The following is a 19,144-nucleotide window of genomic DNA, read 5'->3' as shown; positions in this document are numbered from 1 at the left end:
ACAGTGCGGCACGCCGGAGCTCCGGCGCCGCCCTGAAAGGAACACGCGCGTGCGCATCCTGCTGCTGGAAGACGAACCCGAAATGGCCTCGGTGCTGCTCACCGCGCTGCACCGGCGCGGCATCCTGGTCGACCATGCCGCGACGCTGGCCGACGGCGCGCGCCATGTCGAGGCCACGCCCTACGACGCGCTGGTGCTCGACCGCCGGCTGCCCGACGGCGACGGCCTCGCGCTGGTGGCGCGGCTGCGCGCCGCCGGCGATCCCGTGCCGGTGCTGATGCTCACGGCGCGCGATGCGCTCGACGAGCGCGTGCGCGGCCTCGACGCGGGCGCCGACGACTACCTGGGCAAGCCCTTCGCGGTCGAGGAGCTGCTGGCGCGGCTGCGCGCGCTGCTGCGGCGCCCGGCCGAGACCCGGCAGGAGCTGCTGCAGGTCGCGCGGCTGTGCTTCGACCTCGCGCACCGCGAAGCCAGCGTGGCGGGGCATCGCATGGAGCTGCCGCGGCGCGAACTGCTGGCGCTGGAGCTGCTGATGCGCCGCAGCGGCCGCACCGTGCTGCGCGAGGCGCTGGAACGCGCGGTGTTCGGCTTCGACGTCGAGATCCAGTCGAACGCGCTGGACACCCACGTCTCGCGGCTGCGCCGGAAGCTCGCGGACACCGGCGCTGGCGTCGAGATCTGCGGCATCCGCGGCGTGGGCTACCTGCTGCGGGCCGTGCCATGAGCACAGCGACGAACGCAGCGCCCTCCTCGCCCTCCTCACTGAAGCGCCGCCTGGTCCGCCGGCTGGTGCTGCTGCAGGCGGCGATCCAGCTGCTGGTGATCGGTGCCCTGGTGGCCACCGGGCACCTGATCAACTTCAGCTCGCCCGAGAACACCGTCGAGATATTGCAGGAGGCGGTGATGCGCGGGGCCGATGGCCGCCTCGCGATGCGCGCGACGCCGAGGCTCGCCGCGCTGCGCGAGGCGCAGCCGCCGCTGTGGTTCTCGGTGCGCGATCGCCAGGGCGGCCGGCTGGTCGAGGGCCGCATCCCGGACGAATTCGCCGACATCGGCGCCACGCTCGACGGCGTGGGGCAGGCCCGGCTGGGCTGGAACATGGGCGATCCGCCGCGGCAGTCGGCGCGCATGCGCTGGGTCGACTCCGCCGCCGGCCCGGTGCAGATCCTCACCGGCGCCGACAGCCCGATCACCTGGCGCAACCTCGGCCTGTCGCTGCTGCTGGTGCTGCTCGAGGTGGTGCTGCCGATCCTGGCGATCACCGTGGCGGCCACGCTGCTGGCCAGCCACGTGGTGGTGCGGCGCACGCTCTCGGGCCTGCACGCCATCGTGGCGCGCGCCGGCCAGATCGATGCCGAGCAGCGCGGCGTGCGCCTGCCGCTGGCCGAGGTGCCGGCCGAAGTGGCGACGCTGGTGGGCGCCTTCAACGACGCCCTGCAGCGGCTGGACGACGGCCATGCGCGGCAGGAGCGCTTCCTGGCCGACGCGGCGCACGAGCTGCGCACGCCGATCGCGATCCTCCACACGCGCATCGAGAACCTGGCCGAGGGCGCCGAACGCACCCGGCTGCTGGCCGATGCCGCGCGGCTGTCGGTGCTGGCGGGACAGCTGCTCGACCTGCAGCGCATGAAGGCCCAGGGCACGGGACGCCAGCGCGTCGACCTGGTGGCGATGGCGCGCGAGGTGGTGGCCGAGATGGCGCCGCTGGCGCTTGCCGCGGGCTACGAGGTCTCGTTCGAGCCGCTGGCCACGCACGTGGAGATCGAGGGCGACCGCGACGCGATCGCGCGCGCGCTGGCCAACCTGGTGCGCAACGCGATCGAGCACGCGGGCGGCATCGGGGCCGTGACGGTGCGGGTGATGCCGCCGAGCGACATCGAGGTCATCGACGACGGCCCCGGCATCCCGGCCGCGCTGCGCGAACAGATCTTCAAGCCCTTCCACCGCGGGCATGCGACCGGGCCCGGCGCCGGGCTCGGCCTGAGCCTGGTGCAGGAGATCGCGCGCCTGCATGGCGGCGAGGTCACGGTGCACGACGCGCCGGGCGGCGGCGCGCTGTTCCGCCTGCGGCTGCGCCCCGGGCGAAGCGGCGAGGCGCCGGCATGAAGGCCGCGCGCCGCTGGCTGCCGTGGCTGCTCTGGCCGGCGCTCTACGCCGCGGGCCTGCTGGCCGCGGCGGCGGCCTTCGCGAGCACGGCACCGCTGGCCTGGTTCAACGTGGCCTACCTCTCGCTCGCGCTGGCGATCGCGCTGCTCGAGCGCTGGCTGCCGCACGAGCCGCGCTGGCTCGCGGACGACGGCCAGACGCCCTGCGACCTGGCCCACACGCTGCTGACCAAGGGCACGGCCCAGGTCGTGGCCGCGCTCGCGGCGAGCCTGCCGCTGGCCGGCGCGATGGCGCTGCGGCCCTCGGCGCATGCCACGACCTGGCCCCTGCACTGGCCGCTGGCCGCGCAGGTGGTGCTCGCGCTCGCGGTGGTGGAACTGGGCCTCTACATCGCGCACCGCGGCGCGCACGAATGGCCGCCGCTGTGGCGCTTCCATGCGCTGCATCACGGCGTGCGTCGGCTGTGGGTGGCGAACACCGGCCGCTTCCACGTGGTCGACAGCGCCTTCAAGGCCCTGCTCGGGCAACTGCCGCTGTACCTGCTGGGCGCGCCGCTCGCGGTGTTCCTGTGGGTGGGCGCGGTGACGGCCGTCACCGGCCTGCTGACCCACTGCAACATCGAGCTGCGCACCGGCTGGCTCGACCGCGTCTTCAGCACGCCGGCGCTGCACCGCTGGCACCACTCTCGCTCGCCGGCCGAGGGCAACCGCAACTACGGCGAGAACCTGGTGCTGTGGGACCTGCTGTTCGGCACCTGGTACCGCCCGGCGCGGCGGCCGCCGGCGGACATCGGCATCGACGGCGAGATCGCGGCCGGCTTCCTGGCGCAGCTGGCGCAGCCCTTCACCGCGTCGGGCACGCGGCGGATCATGGGCCTGTCACCGGTTCCTCGGCACAATGGTCCGGCTAGCCCCCCGGATGCCGGGGACCGGATCGGCAGGACATGAAGGCCCACGCATGAACCTCACCCTCGAACTGATCGGCGCTCCCACCGACGTCGGCGCCAGCGTGCGCGGCGCGGGCATGGGCCCCGACGCGCTGCGCGTGGCGGGGCTGGCGGAGGCGCTGGTGCGCCAGGGCTTCGCGCTGGTCGACCGCGGCAACCTCGCGGGCCCGGCCACGCCCTGGGCGCCGCCGGCCAACGGGCTGCGCCATCTCGACGAGGTGATCGCCTGGAACCGCGCCGTGTACGCGGCGGTCGACGAGGTGCTGGGCGCGGGCCACGTGCCGCTGATGCTGGGCGGCGACCACTGCCTGGCGATCGGCTCGATCAGCGCCGTGGCCTGGCATGCGCGCAAGCGCGGCCGCAAGCTGCGCGTGCTGTGGCTCGACGCGCACTCCGACGTCAACACCGAGACCACCAGCCCCAGCGGCAACCTGCACGGCATGCCGGTGTCGTGCCTGCTGGGCCACGGGCCCGCGGTGCTGACCGGCTGGAGCGGCGAGCGCGCGGCGCTGCCGCCCGAGGCGATCCGCTTCATCGGCATCCGCAGCGTCGATGCCGACGAGAAGGAGGCCATCCGCACGCTGGGCCTCAACGTGTTCGACATGCGCCACATCGACGAGCACGGCATGCGCACCACCATGACCGAGGCGCTGCAGGACGTGGACGAGGACACCCACCTGCACGTGAGCTTCGACCTCGACTGCCTCGACCCCAACATCGCGCCCGGCGTGGGCACCGGCGTGCGCGGCGGACCGACCTACCGCGAGATGCAGCTGTGCATGGAGATGATCGCCGACACCGGCCGGCTCGGCTCGGTCGACGTGGTCGAGCTCAATCCCGCGCTCGACGTGCGCAACCAGACGGCCGAGATCGCGGTGGAGCTGATCGAGAGCCTGTTCGGGAAATCGACGCTGGTGCGTTAGGCCGCAACGCGCGTGGCCTGCAGCGCGCGCAGGTCCTCGAGCAACAGCGCGAGCGGCGCCGCCAGCAGCGGCCGGGCCGCGTCGTCGCGCGACGCATGGCGCGCCGCGAGCCGCTCGAGCACCGACAGATCGGGCGCCATGCCCTTGCCTTCGAGCGCGTCCGCCAGCTCGGCGAGCGCGCCGGCCGAGGCGCGCGCGGCCTTCGCGGTCTCGTCGTGAGAGGCCGGCGGCTGCTGCCCGATCGCGCGGCCGAGCAGCGCCACGTCCTGCATCAGCCGCGCCATGGTGCGCGCGCGCTGCCGGTGCGCGTCCTTCGGCGCGCCGACCGTGCGGTGGCGCCAGGGCCAGCGCGATTCGAGGTCGGCACCGCCCGCCAGCACCGTGAGCCGCGCGAGCGCGGCGCGGGCGCGCTCGCCGTCGCCCTCAGTCGCATCGCCCGCGGCCAGCGCCAGCAACCGCTTCGCCATGCCGCGCAGCAGCGCCGCGCAGCCCGCGTCGAAGCGCGCGCCGGCCCGGTACTCGGCCGTCACCAGCGCCATCGCAAGCGCCACGCCCACGCCGATGCCCATCTGCGCCATGCGCAGCAGCGCCACCTGCAGCGCCGAATGGCCCGGCAGGCTGCCGGCCGAGAGGATGATCAGCGCCGCGACCGGCGCGCTGCGCAGGCCCGGCACGGCGGCGCCGACGAAGGCCAGCAGCAGCACGATCGCGAGCGCGTCGGCCTGCATCGGCACGCCATGGTGCGCGAGCCACACGCCCGCAAGCCCGGCCAGCGCGCCCGCGAAGGTGCCGCGCACGCGGTCCCAGCCGGCCTCGAGCGTGGAGCCGGCACTCGGCCGCATCACGATCAGCACGCTCATCACGGCCCAGAAGCTCTCGGGCAGCCCGATCAGGTGCGACACGCCCCAGGCGATGGCGACCGCCGCCGCGAGCTGCGCGCCCGCGCGCCAACGGCCGGGCTCGCGCAGGAAGGCCAGCCGGTCCGCGAACGGGAGGGTGGCCATGCCGTCAGCCGCGGTTGGGCGAGGTCGGCACCGGGAAGGTGGTGGCCGGGGCCGGGGACGGGGCCGGGGTGGCGGCGGGTGCCGGCGGCGCGGGTTCGGGCAGGTCCTCGGGCTCTTCCGCGCCCGGCTCCTGCCCTTCGAGGAAGCGGTCGAGCAGCGCGAAGAAGCGGTCGTAGAAGCGCTCGTCGGTCAGCGTCTGGCTCGCCACCTTGACCATCGCGTCGTCGCTGCCCGTCAGCGGCAGCGACAGCGAGCCGAAGGCGCCCACGCCCAGGCTCGCCGAGTTGTTGACCTTCTTGAGGCCGTAGCGGTCCTGCAGCGCGGTCGCGAAGGCCACCGTGCTCTTCGGCCTGGCGCCCTTGCCGCCCCGGCCGCCCTCGGCCGCGCAGACCACGCGGAACTCGACCTCGACGTGCACCTCGGCCGCCGGCTGGAAGCTCTTGCGGCCGGTCACCAGGTCGGCATTGGCGGCCGTGACCATGTAGCCCTGGCTCAGCAGCGCGCGGCGCGCGGCCTCGCAGGTCTGGGCCTCGGTGGCCTCGTAGCTGCGCGTGTGGGTGGTGGTGGAGTCGAACTCCTCGGTGTCGTAGGCGACGCGACGCGCGCTGCTGCCGCAGCCCGCGAGCACCAGTGCCGACAGCAGCACCGGCAGGAGGACGAAGGAGCGGGAGCGAAGGGGCATCGGAGGCAGGGTCGGCATGGCGTGGCGGATGCTAACCGGCGGACGGCCGGCCTGCCTTCGAGCGCGATGAGGGCCGCGCGTTCCCTCGGCGATCTCCCGGATCAGGCGCCGGTCAGGAAAGCACGACGACGTGGTGCGCCCGCGCGCGCGTGGCCGCGATCAGCCGCGCGTTCGGCGCATCGGTCTGCGCCACCCACGCGCGCGCCGCCTCGGCGCTGCGGCCGAACTGCTCGTGCCGGCGCACCAGCCGCGCCTCGCGCAGCGCGTCGTCGATGTCCACGTACCAGACCTCGTCGAGCAGCGCGGGCGCGCCGGCCCAGGGCCCGGTGTCGTGCAGCAGATAGTTGCCCTCGGTGATCACGAGCTGCGTTTCCGGCAGCACCGCGATCGCGCCCGCCACCGGCTCCTCGATCTCGCGCCGGAACTCGGGCGCATAGACGATGTCGCCGCCGGGCCGCTGCGCGCGCAGCCGCTGCAGCAGCGCTACATAGCCGGCGCTGTCGAAGGTGTCGGGCGCGCCCTTGCGGTCGGCGCGGCCGAGCCGTTGCAGCTCGACGTTGGCGAGGTGGAAGCCGTCCATCGGCACCACCTGCGCGCGCTCGGCGCCGAGCGCGTCGCGCAGCAGCGCCGCGAGCGTGGACTTGCCGGCGCCGGGGGCGCCGACCAGGCCGAGCAGCTTGCGCTGGCCGCTGGCCGTGAGGACCCGCAGACGCGCGAGGCTGTCGGCGGGAAGCGAGGGGGAAGGCGGCAAGGGGGAAGTACTCATCCCCCGAGCGTAGCCGCGCGCGCCGTCAAAAAAACATCAGGGGTACAGACCGCGCTCCTGCCGCGCCATCAGGATCCGCTCGCAAGCCACCGCGTAGGTCGCGGTGCGCAGCGTGATCTTGTGCTTGTCGGCCGTGTCCCAGATCTGGTTGAGGGCGTTCATCATGATGCGGTCGAGGCGCACGTTGATCTCGTCCTCGTCCCAGAAGAAGGACGAGAAGTCCTGCACCCATTCGAAGTAGCTGACGGTCACGCCGCCGGCATTGCAGATCACGTCGGGCACCACCAGCACGCCGCGCTCGGCGAGGATGTCGTCGGCCTGCGGCACGGTGGGGCCGTTGGCGCCTTCGAGCACCAGCTTGGCGGTGGTCTTCTTCGCGCGGTCGGCCGTGAGCTGGCCTTCGAGCGCGGCGGGGATCAGGATGTCGCAGGCGATGTCCCAGAAGTCCTCGTTCGGCACGATGTCGCCGCCGGCCTTGAAGCCGACCACGCCGTCGGTGCGCGAGATCGGCACCAGCTTCGCGAGGTCGAGCCCCTTGTCGTTGACGATGGTGCCGGTGTGGTCCTGCACCGCGACGATCTTGGCGCCCGCTTCGGCGAACAGCTCGGCCGCGACCGAGCCCACGTTGCCGAAGCCCTGCACCGCGATGCGCGCGCCGCGCAGGTCGAGGCCGAGGCGGCGCGCGGCTTCGCGGCCGGTGACGAACACGCCGCGGCCGGTGGCCTTGACGCGGCCCAGCGAGCCGCCCAGGTGCAGCGGCTTGCCGGTGACGACGCCGGTGGCGGTGCCGCCGACGTTCATCGAGTAGGTGTCCATCATCCACGCCATGATCTGGGCGTTGGTGTTGACGTCGGGCGCGGGGATGTCGGTGTGCGGGCCGATGATGATGCCGATCTCGCTGGTGTAGCGGCGCGTGACCTTCTCGAGCTCCTGCAGCGAGAGCTTCTTCGGGTCGACGCGGATGCCGCCCTTGGCGCCGCCGTACGGCAGGTTGACGGCGGCCGTCTTGATGGTCATCCAGGCCGACAGGGCCATCACTTCCTCGAGCGTGACGTCGGGGTGGAAGCGCACGCCGCCCTTGCCCGGGCCGCGGCTCATGTTGTGCTGCACGCGGTAGCCCTCGAAGTGGGCGATGGTGCCGTCGTCCATCTCGATCGGCACGTCGACGATCAGCGCGCGCTTGGGGCGCTTGAGGGTTTCGACCCAGCGCGCGAGCGGGCCCAGGTAGGGCACCACGCGATCGACCTGCGACAGGTACGTGCCCCAGGGGCTGTTGGCCGTCGGCGTGACGAAGGAGAGTTTTTCGCTCATGAGAGTCCCTTGGTTGGAATGATGGGCGAACGATAGTCCCGTCTCGCGCGCCGCGCCATGGCTTATGCATGCCGCGACAGGCGGTTATGCAAGAGTCGCTTGACGCCCCCCGCGCGGTTTTTTGCGGCGGCGCGGCAGATGACGAAATCGTCATCGACGGGTTATCGATCGCCGGTTTGCCCTCCCTAGAGTCGGTGGCAAGGAAAGACGAAGACCACGAGGCCCACCGGCCCGCTTCGCTCCCACCGGGTTCAACCGCCACGTCCCACCACTGAAAGGAACGACGACATGAAGACTTCGCAACCCCGCACCGTCCGCACCACCCGCCTGCTGGGCACCGCCGCCTTCGCCGCGCTGCTGGCCGCCGCCGCCGCGCCGAGCTTCGCGGGCAACTACGCCGAGGGCGATCCGCGCCCCGCGTCGTTCAGCTCGTCGACGACGCGCGAAGCCGTGACGGCCGAAGCGCGCCAATGGCTCAAGACCGCGCCCACGCAGGGCTACACCGACGGCACGCCGCAGCAGCAGGTGGCCACGGTGTCGGCCAACAGCCGCGCCGCGGTGGCCGCCGACACGCGGCTGTGGATGCAGTCGGGCCTGGCCGCGAAGCAGTCGGGCGAAGCGGGTGCCGACCCGACCCGCGCGGGCTATCGCCAGGCGCAGGCCGAATACACGCGGCTGCGCGCCAGCCCGGCCTACGGCGCGCTGATCGAGCAGCTCGATCGCCAGGCCGCCGCGCACGGCCAGAGCACGGTGCGCTGAGGTCGCGCGGTGGCGTGGCGCAACGGCGCTACGCCACCGTGCTCAGCAGGGCCGCATTGCCGCCCGCGGCCGCCGTGTTGACCGTCACGGTCTGCTCGGCGCAGAAGCGCGGCAGGTAGTTCGGCCCGCCCGCCTTGGGCCCGGTGCCGCTGAGGCCCTCGCCGCCGAAGGGCTGCACGCCGACCACCGCGCCGATGATGTTGCGGTTGACGTAGACATTGCCCACGTGGGCACGCACGGCCAGCGCCTGGGCGCGCGAATCGATGCGCGTCTGGATGCCGAGCGTGAGGCCGTAGCCGAGCGCGTTGATGCGCTCGATCACCTCGGCCGGATCGCCCAGCGCGCCCGAGCCCCAGCGCACGATCTGCAGCACGGGGCCGAAGATCTCGCTGCGCACGTCCTCGATGGCACCCACTTCATAGGCCGCCGGCGCGATCAGGGTGGACGATGCGTCGTCCGTTGCCGCGGGCGCCAGCACGCGCTTCGCTTCGCGGTCCAGCCGCGCCAGATGGCGGCGGATGTTGTCGGCCGCCTCGCGGTCGATCACCGGGCCGACGTCGGTCGCGAGCAGCGCGGGATCGCCGGCCGACAGCTCGGCCGCCGCGCCGCGGATCATCTCGATCACGCCGTCGGCGATGCCCTCGTGCAGCACCAGGAGCCGCAGCGCCGAGCAGCGCTGGCCGGCCGAGCGGAAGGCGCTCTGCACGACGGCATCGGCCACCTGCTCGGGCAGCGCGCTCGAGTCGACCAGCATCGCGTTGATGCCGCCGGTCTCGGCGATCAGCGGGACGATCGGACCGTCCTTGCCCGCCAGCGCGCGATGGATGATCTTCGCCACCTGCGTCGAGCCGGTGAACACCACGCCGGCCACGCCGGGCGCGGCCACCAGCGCGGCACCCACGGTCTCGCCGGGGCCGTGCAGCAGCTGCAGCACGTCGGCCGGAATGCCCGCCGCATGCAGCAGCGCGACCGCTTCGCGCGCGATGGCCGGCGTCTGCTCGGCGGGCTTGGCCAGCACGGTGTTGCCGGTAGCGAGCGCGGCCGCGACCTGGCCCGTGAAGATGGCCAGCGGGAAGTTCCACGGGCTGATGCAGACCCAGGGCCCGCGCGCGGTGAGCCGCAACTCGTTGCGCTCGCCGGTCGGGCCGGGCAGCAGCACGGGCTGCATCAGGCGCTCGGCCTCGTCGGCGTAGTAGCGCAGGAAGTCGATCGCCTCGCGCACCTCGGACACCGCGTCGCCCCAGGTCTTGAAGGCCTCCTTGACGAGCAGCGCGCACAGGCGCGGCAGTTGCGCCTGGAAGGCATCGGCCGCGCGGCGCAGCGCGGCGGCGCGCGTTGCCACCGGCGTGTTGCGCCAGGCGCGGAAGGCCGTCGCGCTCGCGGCCACGGCGCGCGCGGCGCTCGCGGAATCGGCCTCGGGCACGACCGGCACCGCGGTCGCGGCCAGCGCCGCGAACAGCGGCGCACGCATGGCGTCGACCGTGAGGTCGAGCCCGTCGCTGTTGCGCCGCGCGGGCGCCGGGCCGTAGAGCAGCGGCGGCAGCGGCAGTTGCGGGCTCTCGCGCTCCAGCCACAGCGGCGAGACCAGCAGCGTGGCGATGGGCACGCCGGGGTCGCCGAGCTGGTTGACGAAGGAGGAGTTGGCGCCGTTCTCGAGCAGGCGGCGCACCAGGTAGGCCAGCAGGTCCTTGTGGCGGCCGACCGGCGCGTACACGCGCACCGAGGCGCCGGTGTGCTTCATGACCTCGCGGTAGACGCCCTCGCCCATGCCGTGCAGCCGCTGCAGCTCGAAGGGCGCGCCCTGCCGCTGCGCCATCTGCAGGATGGCCGCGATGGTGCCCGCGTTGTGGGTGGCGAACTGGGGATAGATCGCGTCGGGCGCGGCCAGCAGCGCCTGCGCGCAGGCCAGGTAGCTGACGTCGCTGTGGTGCTTGTGGGTGAACACGGGGTAGTGCGGCAGGCCGAGTTCCTGCGCGCGCTTGATCTCGGCGTCCCAGTAGGCGCCCTTGACCAGCCGGCACATCAGCCGCAGGCCGTAGCGGCGTGCGATCGCGGTGACGTGCTCGATCAGCTCGAGCGCGCGCGTCTGGTAGGCCTGCAGCGCGAGGCCGAAGCCGCGCCATTGCGGATGCTCGGCGGCGACGCGGGTCGCGAGGGCGTCGAACACGTCGAGCGAGAGCTCGAGCCGGTCGACCTCCTCGGCATCGATGGTGAGGTTGATGTTGGCCGCGGCCGCGCGCTCGCACAACAGCCACACGCGCGGCACCAGCTCGCGCAGCACGCGGTCGCGCTGCGCGTCCTCGTAGCGCGGATGCAGCGCGCTGAGCTTGATCGAGATGCCGTCGTTGCGCTCGGGCGCGGCGGTGGGATCGGCGCCCTGGGCGATCGCGGCGATGGCGCGGGTGTAGCTCTCGAGGTAGCGCAGCGCGTCCTCGTCGGTGCGCGCGCCCTCGCCGAGCATGTCGTAGCTGAAGCACAGGGCGGACTGCTTGCGGTGCGCGGCACGGGCCTCGTCCATCGCCTCGGCGATGGTCTGGCCCAGCACGAACTGCCGGCCCAGCAGCTGCACCGCGCGCAGCGTGGCGGCGACCACGGTGCGCGCGCCGAGCCGGGCCATCAGGCCGGGCGGATGGTCGGCCTCGGGCAGGAAACGCTTCGACATGGCGATCGCGGCCGACGACAGGCGCGACAGCGTGGAATCGGCCGCGCCCTCGAAATCGGCGCGGCCGAGCTGGTCGGCCGTGAGCGCGATGGCGGTCTCGGCATCGGGCACGCGCAGCAGCGCCTCGGCCAGGCGCATCAGCGCGAGGCCCTCGGCGCTCGAGATCGGGTATTCGCGCAGCAGGCTCTCCATGGCCCAGAACGGCGGCGGATGGTCGCGCACCGCCTGCACCCAGGGCGTGGCAACGGTCGAGGCCGCGGTCCAGTCGAGCGCACCCTCGAGCAGGGCGAGTCGATGGGCGACGACCTCGGTCTCGGGTCGGTAGGGGTCGGGCAGGCGCATGTCTTCTCCTTGGTTGGATTGGCTATGGTCCATGCCTTGATAGCGAATTTTTCACCAAAATTCGACAGCATTTCCGGATAATTCACCAGAACCCTTGCCATCCCACTTCAATGACCGACCTGGACCGCGTCGATCTCCGGCTGCTGAAGATTCTTCAGGAAGACGGCCGCATCACCAACCTCAAGCTGGCCGAGGCGGTGGCGCTGTCGCCGACGGCGGTGCTCGCGCGCGTGCAGCGGCTCACGCGCGAGGGCTTCATCCAGGGCTACGAGGCGCGGCTCGACGCCGAGCGGCTGGGCCGCGGCTTCACGGTCTTCGTCGAGGTGCTGCTGGACCGCACCACGCCCAACGTGTTCGACCAGTTCAAGGCCGCGGTGCAGGTGCGCGAGGAGATCGTCGAATGCCACATGGTGGCCGGCGGCTTCGACTACCTGCTGAAGACGCGCATGGCCGACATGGCGGCCTACCGCGACTTCGCGGGCACGGTGCTGTGGCAGCTGCCGGGCGTGCGCGAGACGCGCACCTATGCGGTGATGGAGGAAGTGAAGAGCAGCGCGCGGATTCCGCTCGGGATCTGAGCCTTGCCGCTCAGGCCGCCTTCTTCGGGCGGCCGCCGAAGATCGCCGTGCCGATGCGCACCATCGTGCTGCCCGCGCTGACCGCCGCCTCGAGGTCGGCGCTCATGCCCAGCGACAGGGTGTCGAGCGCGATGCCGGCGCCGCGGATTTCATCGAACAGCGCCTTCGCGCGCAGGAACAACGCGCGCTGGGCCTCGAAATCGGGTGCCGGTTCGGGGATCGCCATGAGCCCGCGCAGCACCAGCTGTGGCAACGCCGCCACAGCGCGCGCCAGCGGCAGCGCCTCCTCGGGCGTCACGCCGGACTTGTTGGCGCCGCCGTCGACGTTGACCTGCAGGCAGACCTGCAGCGGCGGCAGATGGGCCGGGCGCTGGGCCGAGAGCCGTTCGGCGATCTTGAGCCGGTCGATGCTGTGCACCCAGTCGAACTGCTCGGCCACGGGCCGCGTCTTGTTGCTCTGCAGGGGGCCGATGCAGTGCCACTCGAGGCCGGCGCGCAGGTCGGCCAGCGCGGCGATCTTGTCCAGGCCTTCCTGCACGTAGTTCTCGCCGAAGGCCGACTGGCCGGCCGCCTGCGCCTCGCGCACCGCCTCGGGCCCGAAGGTCTTCGATACCGCCAGCAGCCGCACCGCGCCGGGGTCGCGGCCGGCGTCGGCGCAGGCCTTCGCGATCCGCTGCCGCACGTGCTGGAGGTCGTCGCCAATCATCGTCATAATCGTCCAAATTCGTATCAAAACGTCACCAAAACCCGATCGAGGAGCCCCGTGGACATCACCCAACTGCTCGCGTTCAGCGTCAAGAACAAGGCTTCCGACCTGCATCTGTCGGCCGGCCTGCCACCGATGATCCGCGTTCACGGCGATGTGCGCCGCATCAATGTCGATGCGCTGGACCACAAGGCGGTGCACGCCATGGTCTACGACATCATGAGCGACACCCATCGCAAGCACTACGAAGAGTTCCTGGAGGTCGACTTCTCGTTCGAGATCGACGGCCTGGCGCGCTTCCGGGTCAACGCCTTCAACCAGGCGCGCGGGGCGGCCGCGGTGTTCCGGACCATCCCCTCGAAGATCCTCACGCTCGAGCAGCTGAATGCGCCCAAGATTTTCGGCGAACTCGCGCTCAAGCCGCGCGGCCTGGTGCTGGTGACCGGCCCCACGGGCTCGGGCAAGTCGACCACGCTGGCCGCGATGGTCAACTACCTCAACGAGAACGAGTACGGCCACATCCTCACGGTCGAGGACCCGATCGAGTTCGTGCACGAGTCGAAGAAGTGCCTGATCAACCAGCGCGAGGTCGGGCCGATGACGCTGTCGTTCGCGAACGCGCTGCGCTCGGCGCTGCGCGAGGACCCCGACGCGATCCTGGTCGGCGAAATGCGCGACCTCGAGACCATCCGCCTCGCGATGACCGCGGCCGAGACCGGCCACCTGGTGTTCGGCACGCTGCACACCTCGTCGGCCGCCAAGACCATCGACCGGATCATCGACGTGTTCCCGGGCGAGGAGAAGGAGATGATCCGCGCCATGCTGTCGGAGTCGCTGCAGGCGGTGATCTCGCAGACCCTGTGCAAGACCAAGGACGGCCTGGGCCGCGTGGCGGCGCACGAGATCATGCTGGGCACGCCGGCCATCCGCAACCTGATCCGCGAGGCCAAGGTGGCGCAGATGTACTCCACCATCCAGACCGGCCAGGGCCAGGGCATGCAGACGCTGGACCAGAACCTCACGGACCTGGTGCGGCGCAATACGATCTCCGCCGCGGAAGCCCGCAGCAAGGCCAAGATCCCCGAAAACTTCCCCGGCTAGTCATGAGGCCCCCCGGCTTTTCACTTCGCTTCGCTGCGTGTAACTCCACCCCCCAAGGGGGAGGCGCGGCCGCCTTGGGGCGGCCCGGCGGTCGGCCGCCTACGCGTTCAACCTAAACAGATCAAGGAGCGCTCTCATGGAACGCGATCAAGCCAGCCAGTTCATCAACGACCTGCTCAAGCTCATGGTGAGCCGCAACGGCAGCGACCTGTTCATCACGGCCGACTTCCCGCCCGCGATCAAGGTCGACGGCAAGGTCACCAAGGTCTCGCAGCAGGCGCTGGGCGCGCAGCACACGCTGGCGCTCACGCGCTCGGTGATGAACGACCGCCAGACGGCCGAGTTCGAGCGCACCAAGGAGTGCAACTTCGCGATCTCGCCGACCGGCATCGGCCGCTTCCGCGTCAACGCCTTCGTGCAGCAGGGCAAGGTCGGCATGGTGCTGCGGACCATCCCGGCCAAGCTGCCGACCATCGACGACCTGGGCATGCCGCAGGTGCTCAAGGACGTGTCGATGACCAAGCGCGGCCTGTGCATCCTGGTGGGTGCCACCGGCTCGGGCAAGTCGACCACGCTGGCCGCGATGATCGACTGGCGCAACGAGAACTCCTTCGGCCACATCGTCACGGTGGAGGACCCGGTGGAGTTCGTGCATCCGCACAAGAACTGCGTGGTGACGCAGCGCGAGGTGGGCATCGACACCGACAGCTGGGAGGCGGCGCTCAAGAACACGCTGCGCCAGGCGCCCGACGTGATCCTGATGGGCGAGATCCGCGACCGCGAGACCATGGAGCACGCGGTGGCCTTCGCCGAGACCGGCCACCTGTGCATGGCCACGCTGCATGCCAACAGCGCCAACCAGGCGCTCGACCGGATCATCAACTTCTTCCCCGAGGAACGCCGCGCGCAGCTCCTGATGGACCTGTCGCTGAACCTGCGCTCGCTGGTCTCGCAGCGCCTGGTGCCGACCGAGGACGGCCTGGGCCGCGTGGCGGCGGTCGAGATCCTGCTGAACACGCCGCTGATCTCCGACCTGATCTTCAAGGGCGAGGTCGGCGAGATCAAGGAGATCATGAAGAAGAGCCGCAACCTCGGCATGCAGACCTTCGACCAGGCGCTGTTCGACCTGTTCGAGGGCCACGCGATCAGCTTCGAGGATGCGCTGCGCAATGCCGACTCGGCCAACGACCTGCGGCTGCAGATCAAGCTCAACAGCCAGCGCGCGCGCAGCACCGACCTGGCCGCGGGCACGGAGCACTTCGCGATCGTCTGAGCCGGCGCGCCGCCTTCAGTCGATCTGCCGCTGCCAGGCGGCGAACACGCCCGCCGCGAGCGCGACCACCGCGATCGCCGTGAAGCCGTCGAGCGAGGCCATGAAGGTGGCCTGCTGCTCGAGCGTGCGCCACAGGGTGCCGAGCGCCATCGCGTGCGCCTCGCCGGCCGCATGGCCGAGCGCCGCGAAATTCCGCGTCAGCCCCTCGAGCGCCTGCATGAAGCCCGCGTTGCCGGCGTTGGCCGATTCGGCGAGCCGGGTTTCGTGCAGCGCGAGCCGGTGCTGCTGCAGCGCGATCACGCTCGAGGTGGCGAAGGAGATCGCGAGCTGCCGCACCAGGTTCTTGAGCCGGTAGCCGTGCGCGAAGTCCTCGGCCGCGAACGGCCGGAAGGTGAGGTTCGCGACCGGCAGCACCACGAACAGCATCAGCAGGCCGCGCAGCAGCAGCGGCCCGACCAGCGCCTCGCGCCCCGACTGCGGCGTGACGCGCGCGAGCCAGGCGGAAGCCAGCGCGGCGATCGCGAAGCCCGCGACGATCAGCCACTTCTTGTGCGCGAGGCGCGCCGAGTAGCGCAGGTAGACGAACACCAGCAGCCCGGTGGCGAGCGACATCGCGCCCGTGAAGTAGCCGGTGTTGCCCACGCTGAAGCCGAGCCCGCCTTCCATCAGCCGCGGCAGCAGGTAGCTGAAGCCGGTCGACAGGTAGTAGTAGACGACGTAGAGCGCGAGCCCGACGCGAAAGCCCGGCTGCCGCAGCGCATGCAGCCGCACCAGCGGCGCGGGATGGTGCCACTGGTGCCAGCCGAACCAGGCGAGCCCCGCGAGGCCGGCCAGCGCCAGCCCCACGAGCGCGGGCGAACCGGTGAACAGCTCGAAGTGGGTGCGCGTGAGCACCACCTGCAGCGCCGCCTGCGCCAGCGCGAACACCAGGTAGGGCGCGTGGTGCGGCGCGGTGCGCTCGTGCGGCTCGACGTCGCCGAGGTCGGGCAGCGCCCACAGCACCAGCAGGCCGATCAGCACCGCCACCGGCACGGTGCAGCCGAACAGCCAGCGCCAGTCGAAGTTCGAGACCAGGAAGGCGCCGGCCACCGGCGCCAGCGCGCCGCCGAAGACGATCAGCACCATGAAGGCCTTGAGCGCCTTGGCGCGGCGCTCGGCCGGCATGCCGATCTGGATCAGGATGCGGCAGGCGCCGAGCATCGGCCCCACGAAGTAGCCCTGCACGCCGCGCGCCAGCGCGAGCTGGGTGGAACTGTCGGACCAGGCGGCGCCGAGGCCGCCCGCGGCGAAGGCGAACATGCACAGCGCGAGGTAGCGCCGGTAGCCGAGCCGCTCGATCCACGCATGCTGCTGCAGGATGCCAAGCACCGCGCCCAGCGCGTAGGCGCTCGAGGCCCACACCAGTTCGTCGGGCGAGGCGTTGACGCCGCCCGCGATGTAGCTCGCGAAGAACGCGAACAGCGCGTTGTCGAAGTAGTCGACCGCCGTGACCAGCCCGATCGCCCAGGGCATCCACGCCACGGCCGAGAGGCCGCGCGGATGCCGGGCGAGGGCCGGTGCGGTCATGACGCCGGGCGCTCCGCGCGCCGCTGCGCGAGGGCCTCCTCCACCGGTTCGCCGGCCAGGCGGCGTTCGACGTAGTCGAGGTCGCGGCGCAGCTGGGCCTGCAGGGCCGCGGCTTCCTTGAGCTCGCGGCGCACCTGGGCCACGCGCGCATCGAGCGTGGCGAGCTGCGCGCCCAGCGTCTCGCGCAGCGACTTGAGCGAGGCGTTCGACAGCCGCGGCCGCCCGCCCTCGGCCGGCGCCTCCATCGGCTGGCGCAGCATCTCGGTGATGGTGGTGAGCGAGAAGCCCAGCGAACGCATGCGCAGCACGCGCGCGAGCCGCTCGAGGTCGGCCGGTTCGTAGAGCCGGTAGCGGCCCTCGCTGCGCACCGGCACCACGATGCCCAGTTCCTCGTAGTACTTGAGCGTGCGCGGCGTCACGCCGAGCTGCGCCGCGGCATCGCGAACGGTGAGGGACTTGGGCGGGGGGGCCGGGGAGCTCATGGGGCGATTCTACTCCAACGTGTACGTTCACGTACAGGTTTGGGCCGGCACGGCCATGTCCCCCAGGGTGCAGGCTGTCGCCGAATGGCTTTAAGCTCGGACCCATGAGCAGCATCAACCCCCGCACCTACGAATCCACTCCCGCGCAGACGGTGGCCTTCCTGGGCCTCGGCGTCATGGGCGGGCCGATGGCCGGCCACCTGGCAAAGGCCGGCCACAGCGTCACGGTCTACAACCGCACCGAAGCCAAGGCCCGGGCCTGGGTCGACGAGTTCGGCGCCCCCGGCCGCCATGCGGCCACGCCGCGCGAAGCGGTGGCCGGCGCCACCCTCGTGTTCTGCTGCGTCGGCAACGACGACGACCTGCGCTCGGTGGTGCTCGGCGACGACGGCGCCTTCGCCGGCATGGCCAAGGGCGCGGTCTTCGTCGACCACACGACCGCCTCGGCCGACGTGGCGCGCGAACTCTCCAAGGCCGCGCTCGAGCGTGGCCTGCAGTTCATCGACGCGCCGGTATCGGGCGGCCAGGCCGGCGCCCAGAACGGCGCGCTCACCGTGATGTGCGGTGGCGACGCGGCCGCCTTCGATCGCATCAAGCCGGTGGCCGCGGCCTTCGCGCGCGCGGTCACGCTGCTCGGCGAGAGCGGCGCGGGCCAGCTCGCGAAGATGGTCAACCAGATCGCGATCGCGGGCCTGGTGCAGGGCCTGTCGGAGGCCATCGCCTTCGGCCAGCGCGCGGGACTCGACATGCAGGCGGTGCTCGAGGTCATCGGCAAGGGCGCCGCCCAGAGCTGGCAGATGGACAACCGCGGCAAGACCATGATCGCGGGCAAGTTCGACTTCGGCTTCGCGGTCGACTGGATGCGCAAGGACCTGGGCCTGGTGCTCGACGAGGCCAAGCGCAACGGCGCGCGCGTGCCCGTGACCGCGCTGGTCGACCAGTTCTATGCCGACGTGCAGCAGTCGGGCGGCCAGCGCTGGGACACCTCGAGCCTGATCACGCGGCTGAAGTAGGAAACCCGCCCCTGGAAACGAACAAGGCCCCGTCGAGGGGCCTTGTTCGTTGGTGGGCGAAAGGACTTCAGCGGATCGGGCTGGTCGTCACGCCACCGGCCGGCGCGGGCGCCGGTGCCGACGAAGACGGCAGCGGCTCCATCGGCGGCAGCGGCACGCGCGAGGAGGTGCCGGGCTGCGGCTGCGAGGCCGGCACCACGGGCGCGGGCGCGGAAACCCCGGTGCCGCCGCGCTGCGCGCCGGTCAGGTCGGCCTCGCTCACGATCTCGACCACGCGCACCACCTTCTGCACGCCGGTCACGCTGCGCACCACCTCGGTCGCGCGGTCGGTCTCGCGGCGCGTGGCGATGCCCATCAGGTAGACCGTGCCGCGCTCGGTCACGACCTTGAAGGAGTTGGCGAAGATGTCCTTGGCGTCGAGCAGCGAGGCCTTGACCTTGCCGGTGACGTAGAGGTCGTTGGAACGGTCCTGGAAGGTGCTCGGCGTGCCCAGCGTGAGTTCGTTGACCACCGAGCGCACGTTCTCGGCGCCGCGCACCACGTCCTCGACGCGGCGGCGATCGGCCTCGTTGCCCACCGCGCCGGTCAAGAGCACCTGGCGGTTGTAGCTGGTCACGCTGACATACATCTGGTCGTTGGCGATGTCGCGCACGCGGGCCGCGGCGCGCAGCTCGATGCCCTGGTCGTCGAGCTGGGCGCCCGAGCTGCGGCGGTCGGTCGCAACCATGCCCACGCCCACCGCCGCCGCGCCGCCGACCACCAGCGGCACGCAGGCCGAGAGGCCCGCGACCAATGCCGCGCCCGAGGCGAGTGCGAGAACGAGGCGGTGCATGGCGCGAGGCGTCGAGGCGGTCTTCTGCATGTGTGATTTCCCTGGAATGGAGGTGCGAGATGGGCGCTGCCGCGAGGCCCTGGCCCGGGTTC

The 19,144-nt window shown here is 71.8% G+C and carries 18 protein-coding genes; 9 read left to right on the top strand and 9 right to left on the bottom strand.

Going from position 1 to position 19,144, the window contains the following annotated elements:
• Nucleotides 1-49 precede the first annotated feature (49 nt).
• Genes AC07RM_RS31580 through rocF form a run of 4 tightly spaced genes read left to right on the top strand, consistent with a single transcriptional unit; the run spans nucleotide 50 to nucleotide 3,975 of the window.
• Nucleotides 50-724 (top strand): response regulator transcription factor, encoded by a 675-nt coding sequence (locus AC07RM_RS31580; RefSeq protein WP_093354422.1) that lies wholly within the window; start codon nucleotides 50-52, stop codon nucleotides 722-724.
• Nucleotides 721-2,106: a sensor histidine kinase gene (locus tag AC07RM_RS31575; protein WP_495337004.1), complete on the top strand. Its 1,386-nt coding sequence runs from the start codon at nucleotides 721-723 to the stop codon at nucleotides 2,104-2,106. Before AC07RM_RS31580 ends, AC07RM_RS31575 begins: the two co-directional genes overlap by 4 nt.
• Nucleotides 2,103-3,053: a sterol desaturase family protein gene (locus AC07RM_RS31570; protein ID WP_495337003.1), complete on the top strand. Its 951-nt coding sequence runs from the start codon at nucleotides 2,103-2,105 to the stop codon at nucleotides 3,051-3,053. The genes AC07RM_RS31575 and AC07RM_RS31570 overlap by 4 nt, the downstream gene beginning before the upstream one ends.
• Before the next feature lie 10 nt (nucleotides 3,054-3,063).
• A complete protein-coding gene (gene rocF, locus AC07RM_RS31565) occupies nucleotides 3,064-3,975 on the top strand; it encodes an arginase (protein WP_057594021.1) in 912 nt (303 codons plus the stop codon).
• Here rocF and AC07RM_RS31560 read toward each other — a convergent pair.
• The 4 genes from AC07RM_RS31560 to AC07RM_RS31545 all read right to left on the bottom strand — a co-directional run bounded on the left by AC07RM_RS31560 (nucleotide 3,972) and on the right by AC07RM_RS31545 (nucleotide 7,738).
• Complete coding sequence (locus AC07RM_RS31560; protein ID WP_495337002.1) at nucleotides 3,972-4,979, bottom strand: FUSC family protein; 1,008 nt, start codon at nucleotides 4,977-4,979, stop codon at nucleotides 3,972-3,974. The genes rocF and AC07RM_RS31560 overlap by 4 nt on opposite strands.
• Nucleotides 4,980-4,983: 4 nt before the next feature.
• Nucleotides 4,984-5,661 (bottom strand): DUF2242 domain-containing protein, encoded by a 678-nt coding sequence (locus AC07RM_RS31555; RefSeq protein WP_296796248.1) that lies wholly within the window; start codon nucleotides 5,659-5,661, stop codon nucleotides 4,984-4,986.
• A 112-nt stretch (nucleotides 5,662-5,773) separates the two neighbouring features.
• Nucleotides 5,774-6,427 carry a nucleoside/nucleotide kinase family protein gene (locus tag AC07RM_RS31550; RefSeq protein ID WP_495337001.1) on the bottom strand — a complete coding sequence of 218 codons (654 nt, stop codon included), beginning with the start codon at nucleotides 6,425-6,427 and terminating at the stop codon, nucleotides 5,774-5,776.
• Nucleotides 6,428-6,463: 36 nt separating this feature from the next.
• The gene (locus AC07RM_RS31545; RefSeq protein WP_296787372.1) at nucleotides 6,464-7,738 is read right to left on the bottom strand and encodes a Glu/Leu/Phe/Val family dehydrogenase; all 1,275 of its coding nucleotides are present in this window, start codon (nucleotides 7,736-7,738) and stop codon (nucleotides 6,464-6,466) included.
• A 288-nt stretch (nucleotides 7,739-8,026) separates the two neighbouring features.
• Here AC07RM_RS31545 and AC07RM_RS31540 point away from each other — a divergent pair, with 288 nt between their 5' ends.
• Nucleotides 8,027-8,497 carry a hypothetical protein gene (locus tag AC07RM_RS31540; protein ID WP_495337000.1) on the top strand — a complete coding sequence of 157 codons (471 nt, stop codon included), beginning with the start codon at nucleotides 8,027-8,029 and terminating at the stop codon, nucleotides 8,495-8,497.
• Nucleotides 8,498-8,525: 28 nt separating this feature from the next.
• Here the strand turns inward: AC07RM_RS31540 and AC07RM_RS31535 are convergent, their stop codons facing one another.
• Complete coding sequence (locus AC07RM_RS31535) at nucleotides 8,526-11,501, bottom strand: L-glutamate gamma-semialdehyde dehydrogenase (protein WP_495336999.1); 2,976 nt, start codon at nucleotides 11,499-11,501, stop codon at nucleotides 8,526-8,528.
• 110 nt (nucleotides 11,502-11,611) lie between these two features.
• Here AC07RM_RS31535 and AC07RM_RS31530 point away from each other — a divergent pair, with 110 nt between their 5' ends.
• Complete coding sequence (locus AC07RM_RS31530) at nucleotides 11,612-12,079, top strand: Lrp/AsnC ligand binding domain-containing protein (protein ID WP_057594014.1); 468 nt, start codon at nucleotides 11,612-11,614, stop codon at nucleotides 12,077-12,079.
• A 10-nt stretch (nucleotides 12,080-12,089) separates the two neighbouring features.
• On the opposite strand, the gene AC07RM_RS31525 is transcribed toward AC07RM_RS31530, so the two are convergent.
• On the bottom strand, nucleotides 12,090-12,791 hold the full coding sequence (locus tag AC07RM_RS31525; protein WP_398492322.1) for a YggS family pyridoxal phosphate-dependent enzyme: 702 nt from the start codon (nucleotides 12,789-12,791) through the stop codon (nucleotides 12,090-12,092).
• Nucleotides 12,792-12,842: 51 nt separating this feature from the next.
• On the opposite strand from AC07RM_RS31525, the gene AC07RM_RS31520 reads away from it, so the two are divergent.
• Together AC07RM_RS31520 and AC07RM_RS31515 are read left to right on the top strand one after the other, a co-directional pair.
• The gene (locus AC07RM_RS31520; protein WP_093354394.1) at nucleotides 12,843-13,886 is read left to right on the top strand and encodes a type IV pilus twitching motility protein PilT; all 1,044 of its coding nucleotides are present in this window, start codon (nucleotides 12,843-12,845) and stop codon (nucleotides 13,884-13,886) included.
• Between the two features lie 136 nt (nucleotides 13,887-14,022).
• Entirely contained in the window at nucleotides 14,023-15,159 is a 1,137-nt protein-coding gene (locus AC07RM_RS31515) for a PilT/PilU family type 4a pilus ATPase (protein WP_057594011.1), read from the top strand.
• A 15-nt stretch (nucleotides 15,160-15,174) separates the two neighbouring features.
• Here AC07RM_RS31515 and AC07RM_RS31510 read toward each other — a convergent pair whose 3' ends face one another.
• Nucleotides 15,175-16,725: an MFS transporter gene (locus AC07RM_RS31510; RefSeq protein ID WP_495336998.1), complete on the bottom strand. Its 1,551-nt coding sequence runs from the start codon at nucleotides 16,723-16,725 to the stop codon at nucleotides 15,175-15,177.
• A complete protein-coding gene (locus AC07RM_RS31505) occupies nucleotides 16,722-17,207 on the bottom strand; it encodes a MerR family transcriptional regulator (protein WP_296796227.1) in 486 nt (161 codons plus the stop codon). The genes AC07RM_RS31510 and AC07RM_RS31505 overlap by 4 nt, the downstream gene beginning before the upstream one ends.
• Nucleotides 17,208-17,311: 104 nt before the next feature.
• Here AC07RM_RS31505 and AC07RM_RS31500 point away from each other — a divergent pair, with 104 nt between their 5' ends.
• A complete protein-coding gene (locus AC07RM_RS31500; RefSeq protein WP_093354386.1) occupies nucleotides 17,312-18,220 on the top strand; it encodes an NAD(P)-dependent oxidoreductase in 909 nt (302 codons plus the stop codon).
• A gap of 67 nt (nucleotides 18,221-18,287) precedes the next feature.
• On the opposite strand, the gene AC07RM_RS31495 is transcribed toward AC07RM_RS31500, so the two are convergent.
• A complete protein-coding gene (locus tag AC07RM_RS31495; protein WP_256223022.1) occupies nucleotides 18,288-19,082 on the bottom strand; it encodes a BON domain-containing protein in 795 nt (264 codons plus the stop codon).
• Nucleotides 19,083-19,144: the final 62 nt, after the last annotated feature.

Source organism: Variovorax sp. GW821-FHT09B05 (assembly GCF_059418265.1).
This window is presented reverse-complemented; position numbering and strand designations above follow the sequence as displayed.

Coding starts and splice junctions, on each gene's coding strand:
- AC07RM_RS31575 (WP_495337004.1), top strand. CDS start 721: ATGAGCACAGCGACGAACGCAGCGCCCTCCTCGCCCTCCTCACTGAAG.
- AC07RM_RS31570 (WP_495337003.1), top strand. CDS start 2,103: ATGAAGGCCGCGCGCCGCTGGCTGCCGTGGCTGCTCTGGCCGGCGCTC.
- rocF (WP_057594021.1), top strand. CDS start 3,064: ATGAACCTCACCCTCGAACTGATCGGCGCTCCCACCGACGTCGGCGCC.
- AC07RM_RS31560 (WP_495337002.1), bottom strand. CDS start 4,979: ATGGCCACCCTCCCGTTCGCGGACCGGCTGGCCTTCCTGCGCGAGCCC.
- AC07RM_RS31555 (WP_296796248.1), bottom strand. CDS start 5,661: ATGCCCCTTCGCTCCCGCTCCTTCGTCCTCCTGCCGGTGCTGCTGTCG.
- AC07RM_RS31550 (WP_495337001.1), bottom strand. CDS start 6,427: ATGAGTACTTCCCCCTTGCCGCCTTCCCCCTCGCTTCCCGCCGACAGC.
- AC07RM_RS31545 (WP_296787372.1), bottom strand. CDS start 7,738: ATGAGCGAAAAACTCTCCTTCGTCACGCCGACGGCCAACAGCCCCTGG.
- AC07RM_RS31540 (WP_495337000.1), top strand. CDS start 8,027: ATGAAGACTTCGCAACCCCGCACCGTCCGCACCACCCGCCTGCTGGGC.
- AC07RM_RS31535 (WP_495336999.1), bottom strand. CDS start 11,501: ATGCGCCTGCCCGACCCCTACCGACCCGAGACCGAGGTCGTCGCCCAT.
- AC07RM_RS31530 (WP_057594014.1), top strand. CDS start 11,612: ATGACCGACCTGGACCGCGTCGATCTCCGGCTGCTGAAGATTCTTCAG.
- AC07RM_RS31525 (WP_398492322.1), bottom strand. CDS start 12,791: ATGACGATGATTGGCGACGACCTCCAGCACGTGCGGCAGCGGATCGCG.
- AC07RM_RS31515 (WP_057594011.1), top strand. CDS start 14,023: ATGGAACGCGATCAAGCCAGCCAGTTCATCAACGACCTGCTCAAGCTC.
- AC07RM_RS31510 (WP_495336998.1), bottom strand. CDS start 16,725: ATGACCGCACCGGCCCTCGCCCGGCATCCGCGCGGCCTCTCGGCCGTG.
- AC07RM_RS31505 (WP_296796227.1), bottom strand. CDS start 17,207: ATGAGCTCCCCGGCCCCCCCGCCCAAGTCCCTCACCGTTCGCGATGCC.
- AC07RM_RS31500 (WP_093354386.1), top strand. CDS start 17,312: ATGAGCAGCATCAACCCCCGCACCTACGAATCCACTCCCGCGCAGACG.
- AC07RM_RS31495 (WP_256223022.1), bottom strand. CDS start 19,082: ATGCAGAAGACCGCCTCGACGCCTCGCGCCATGCACCGCCTCGTTCTC.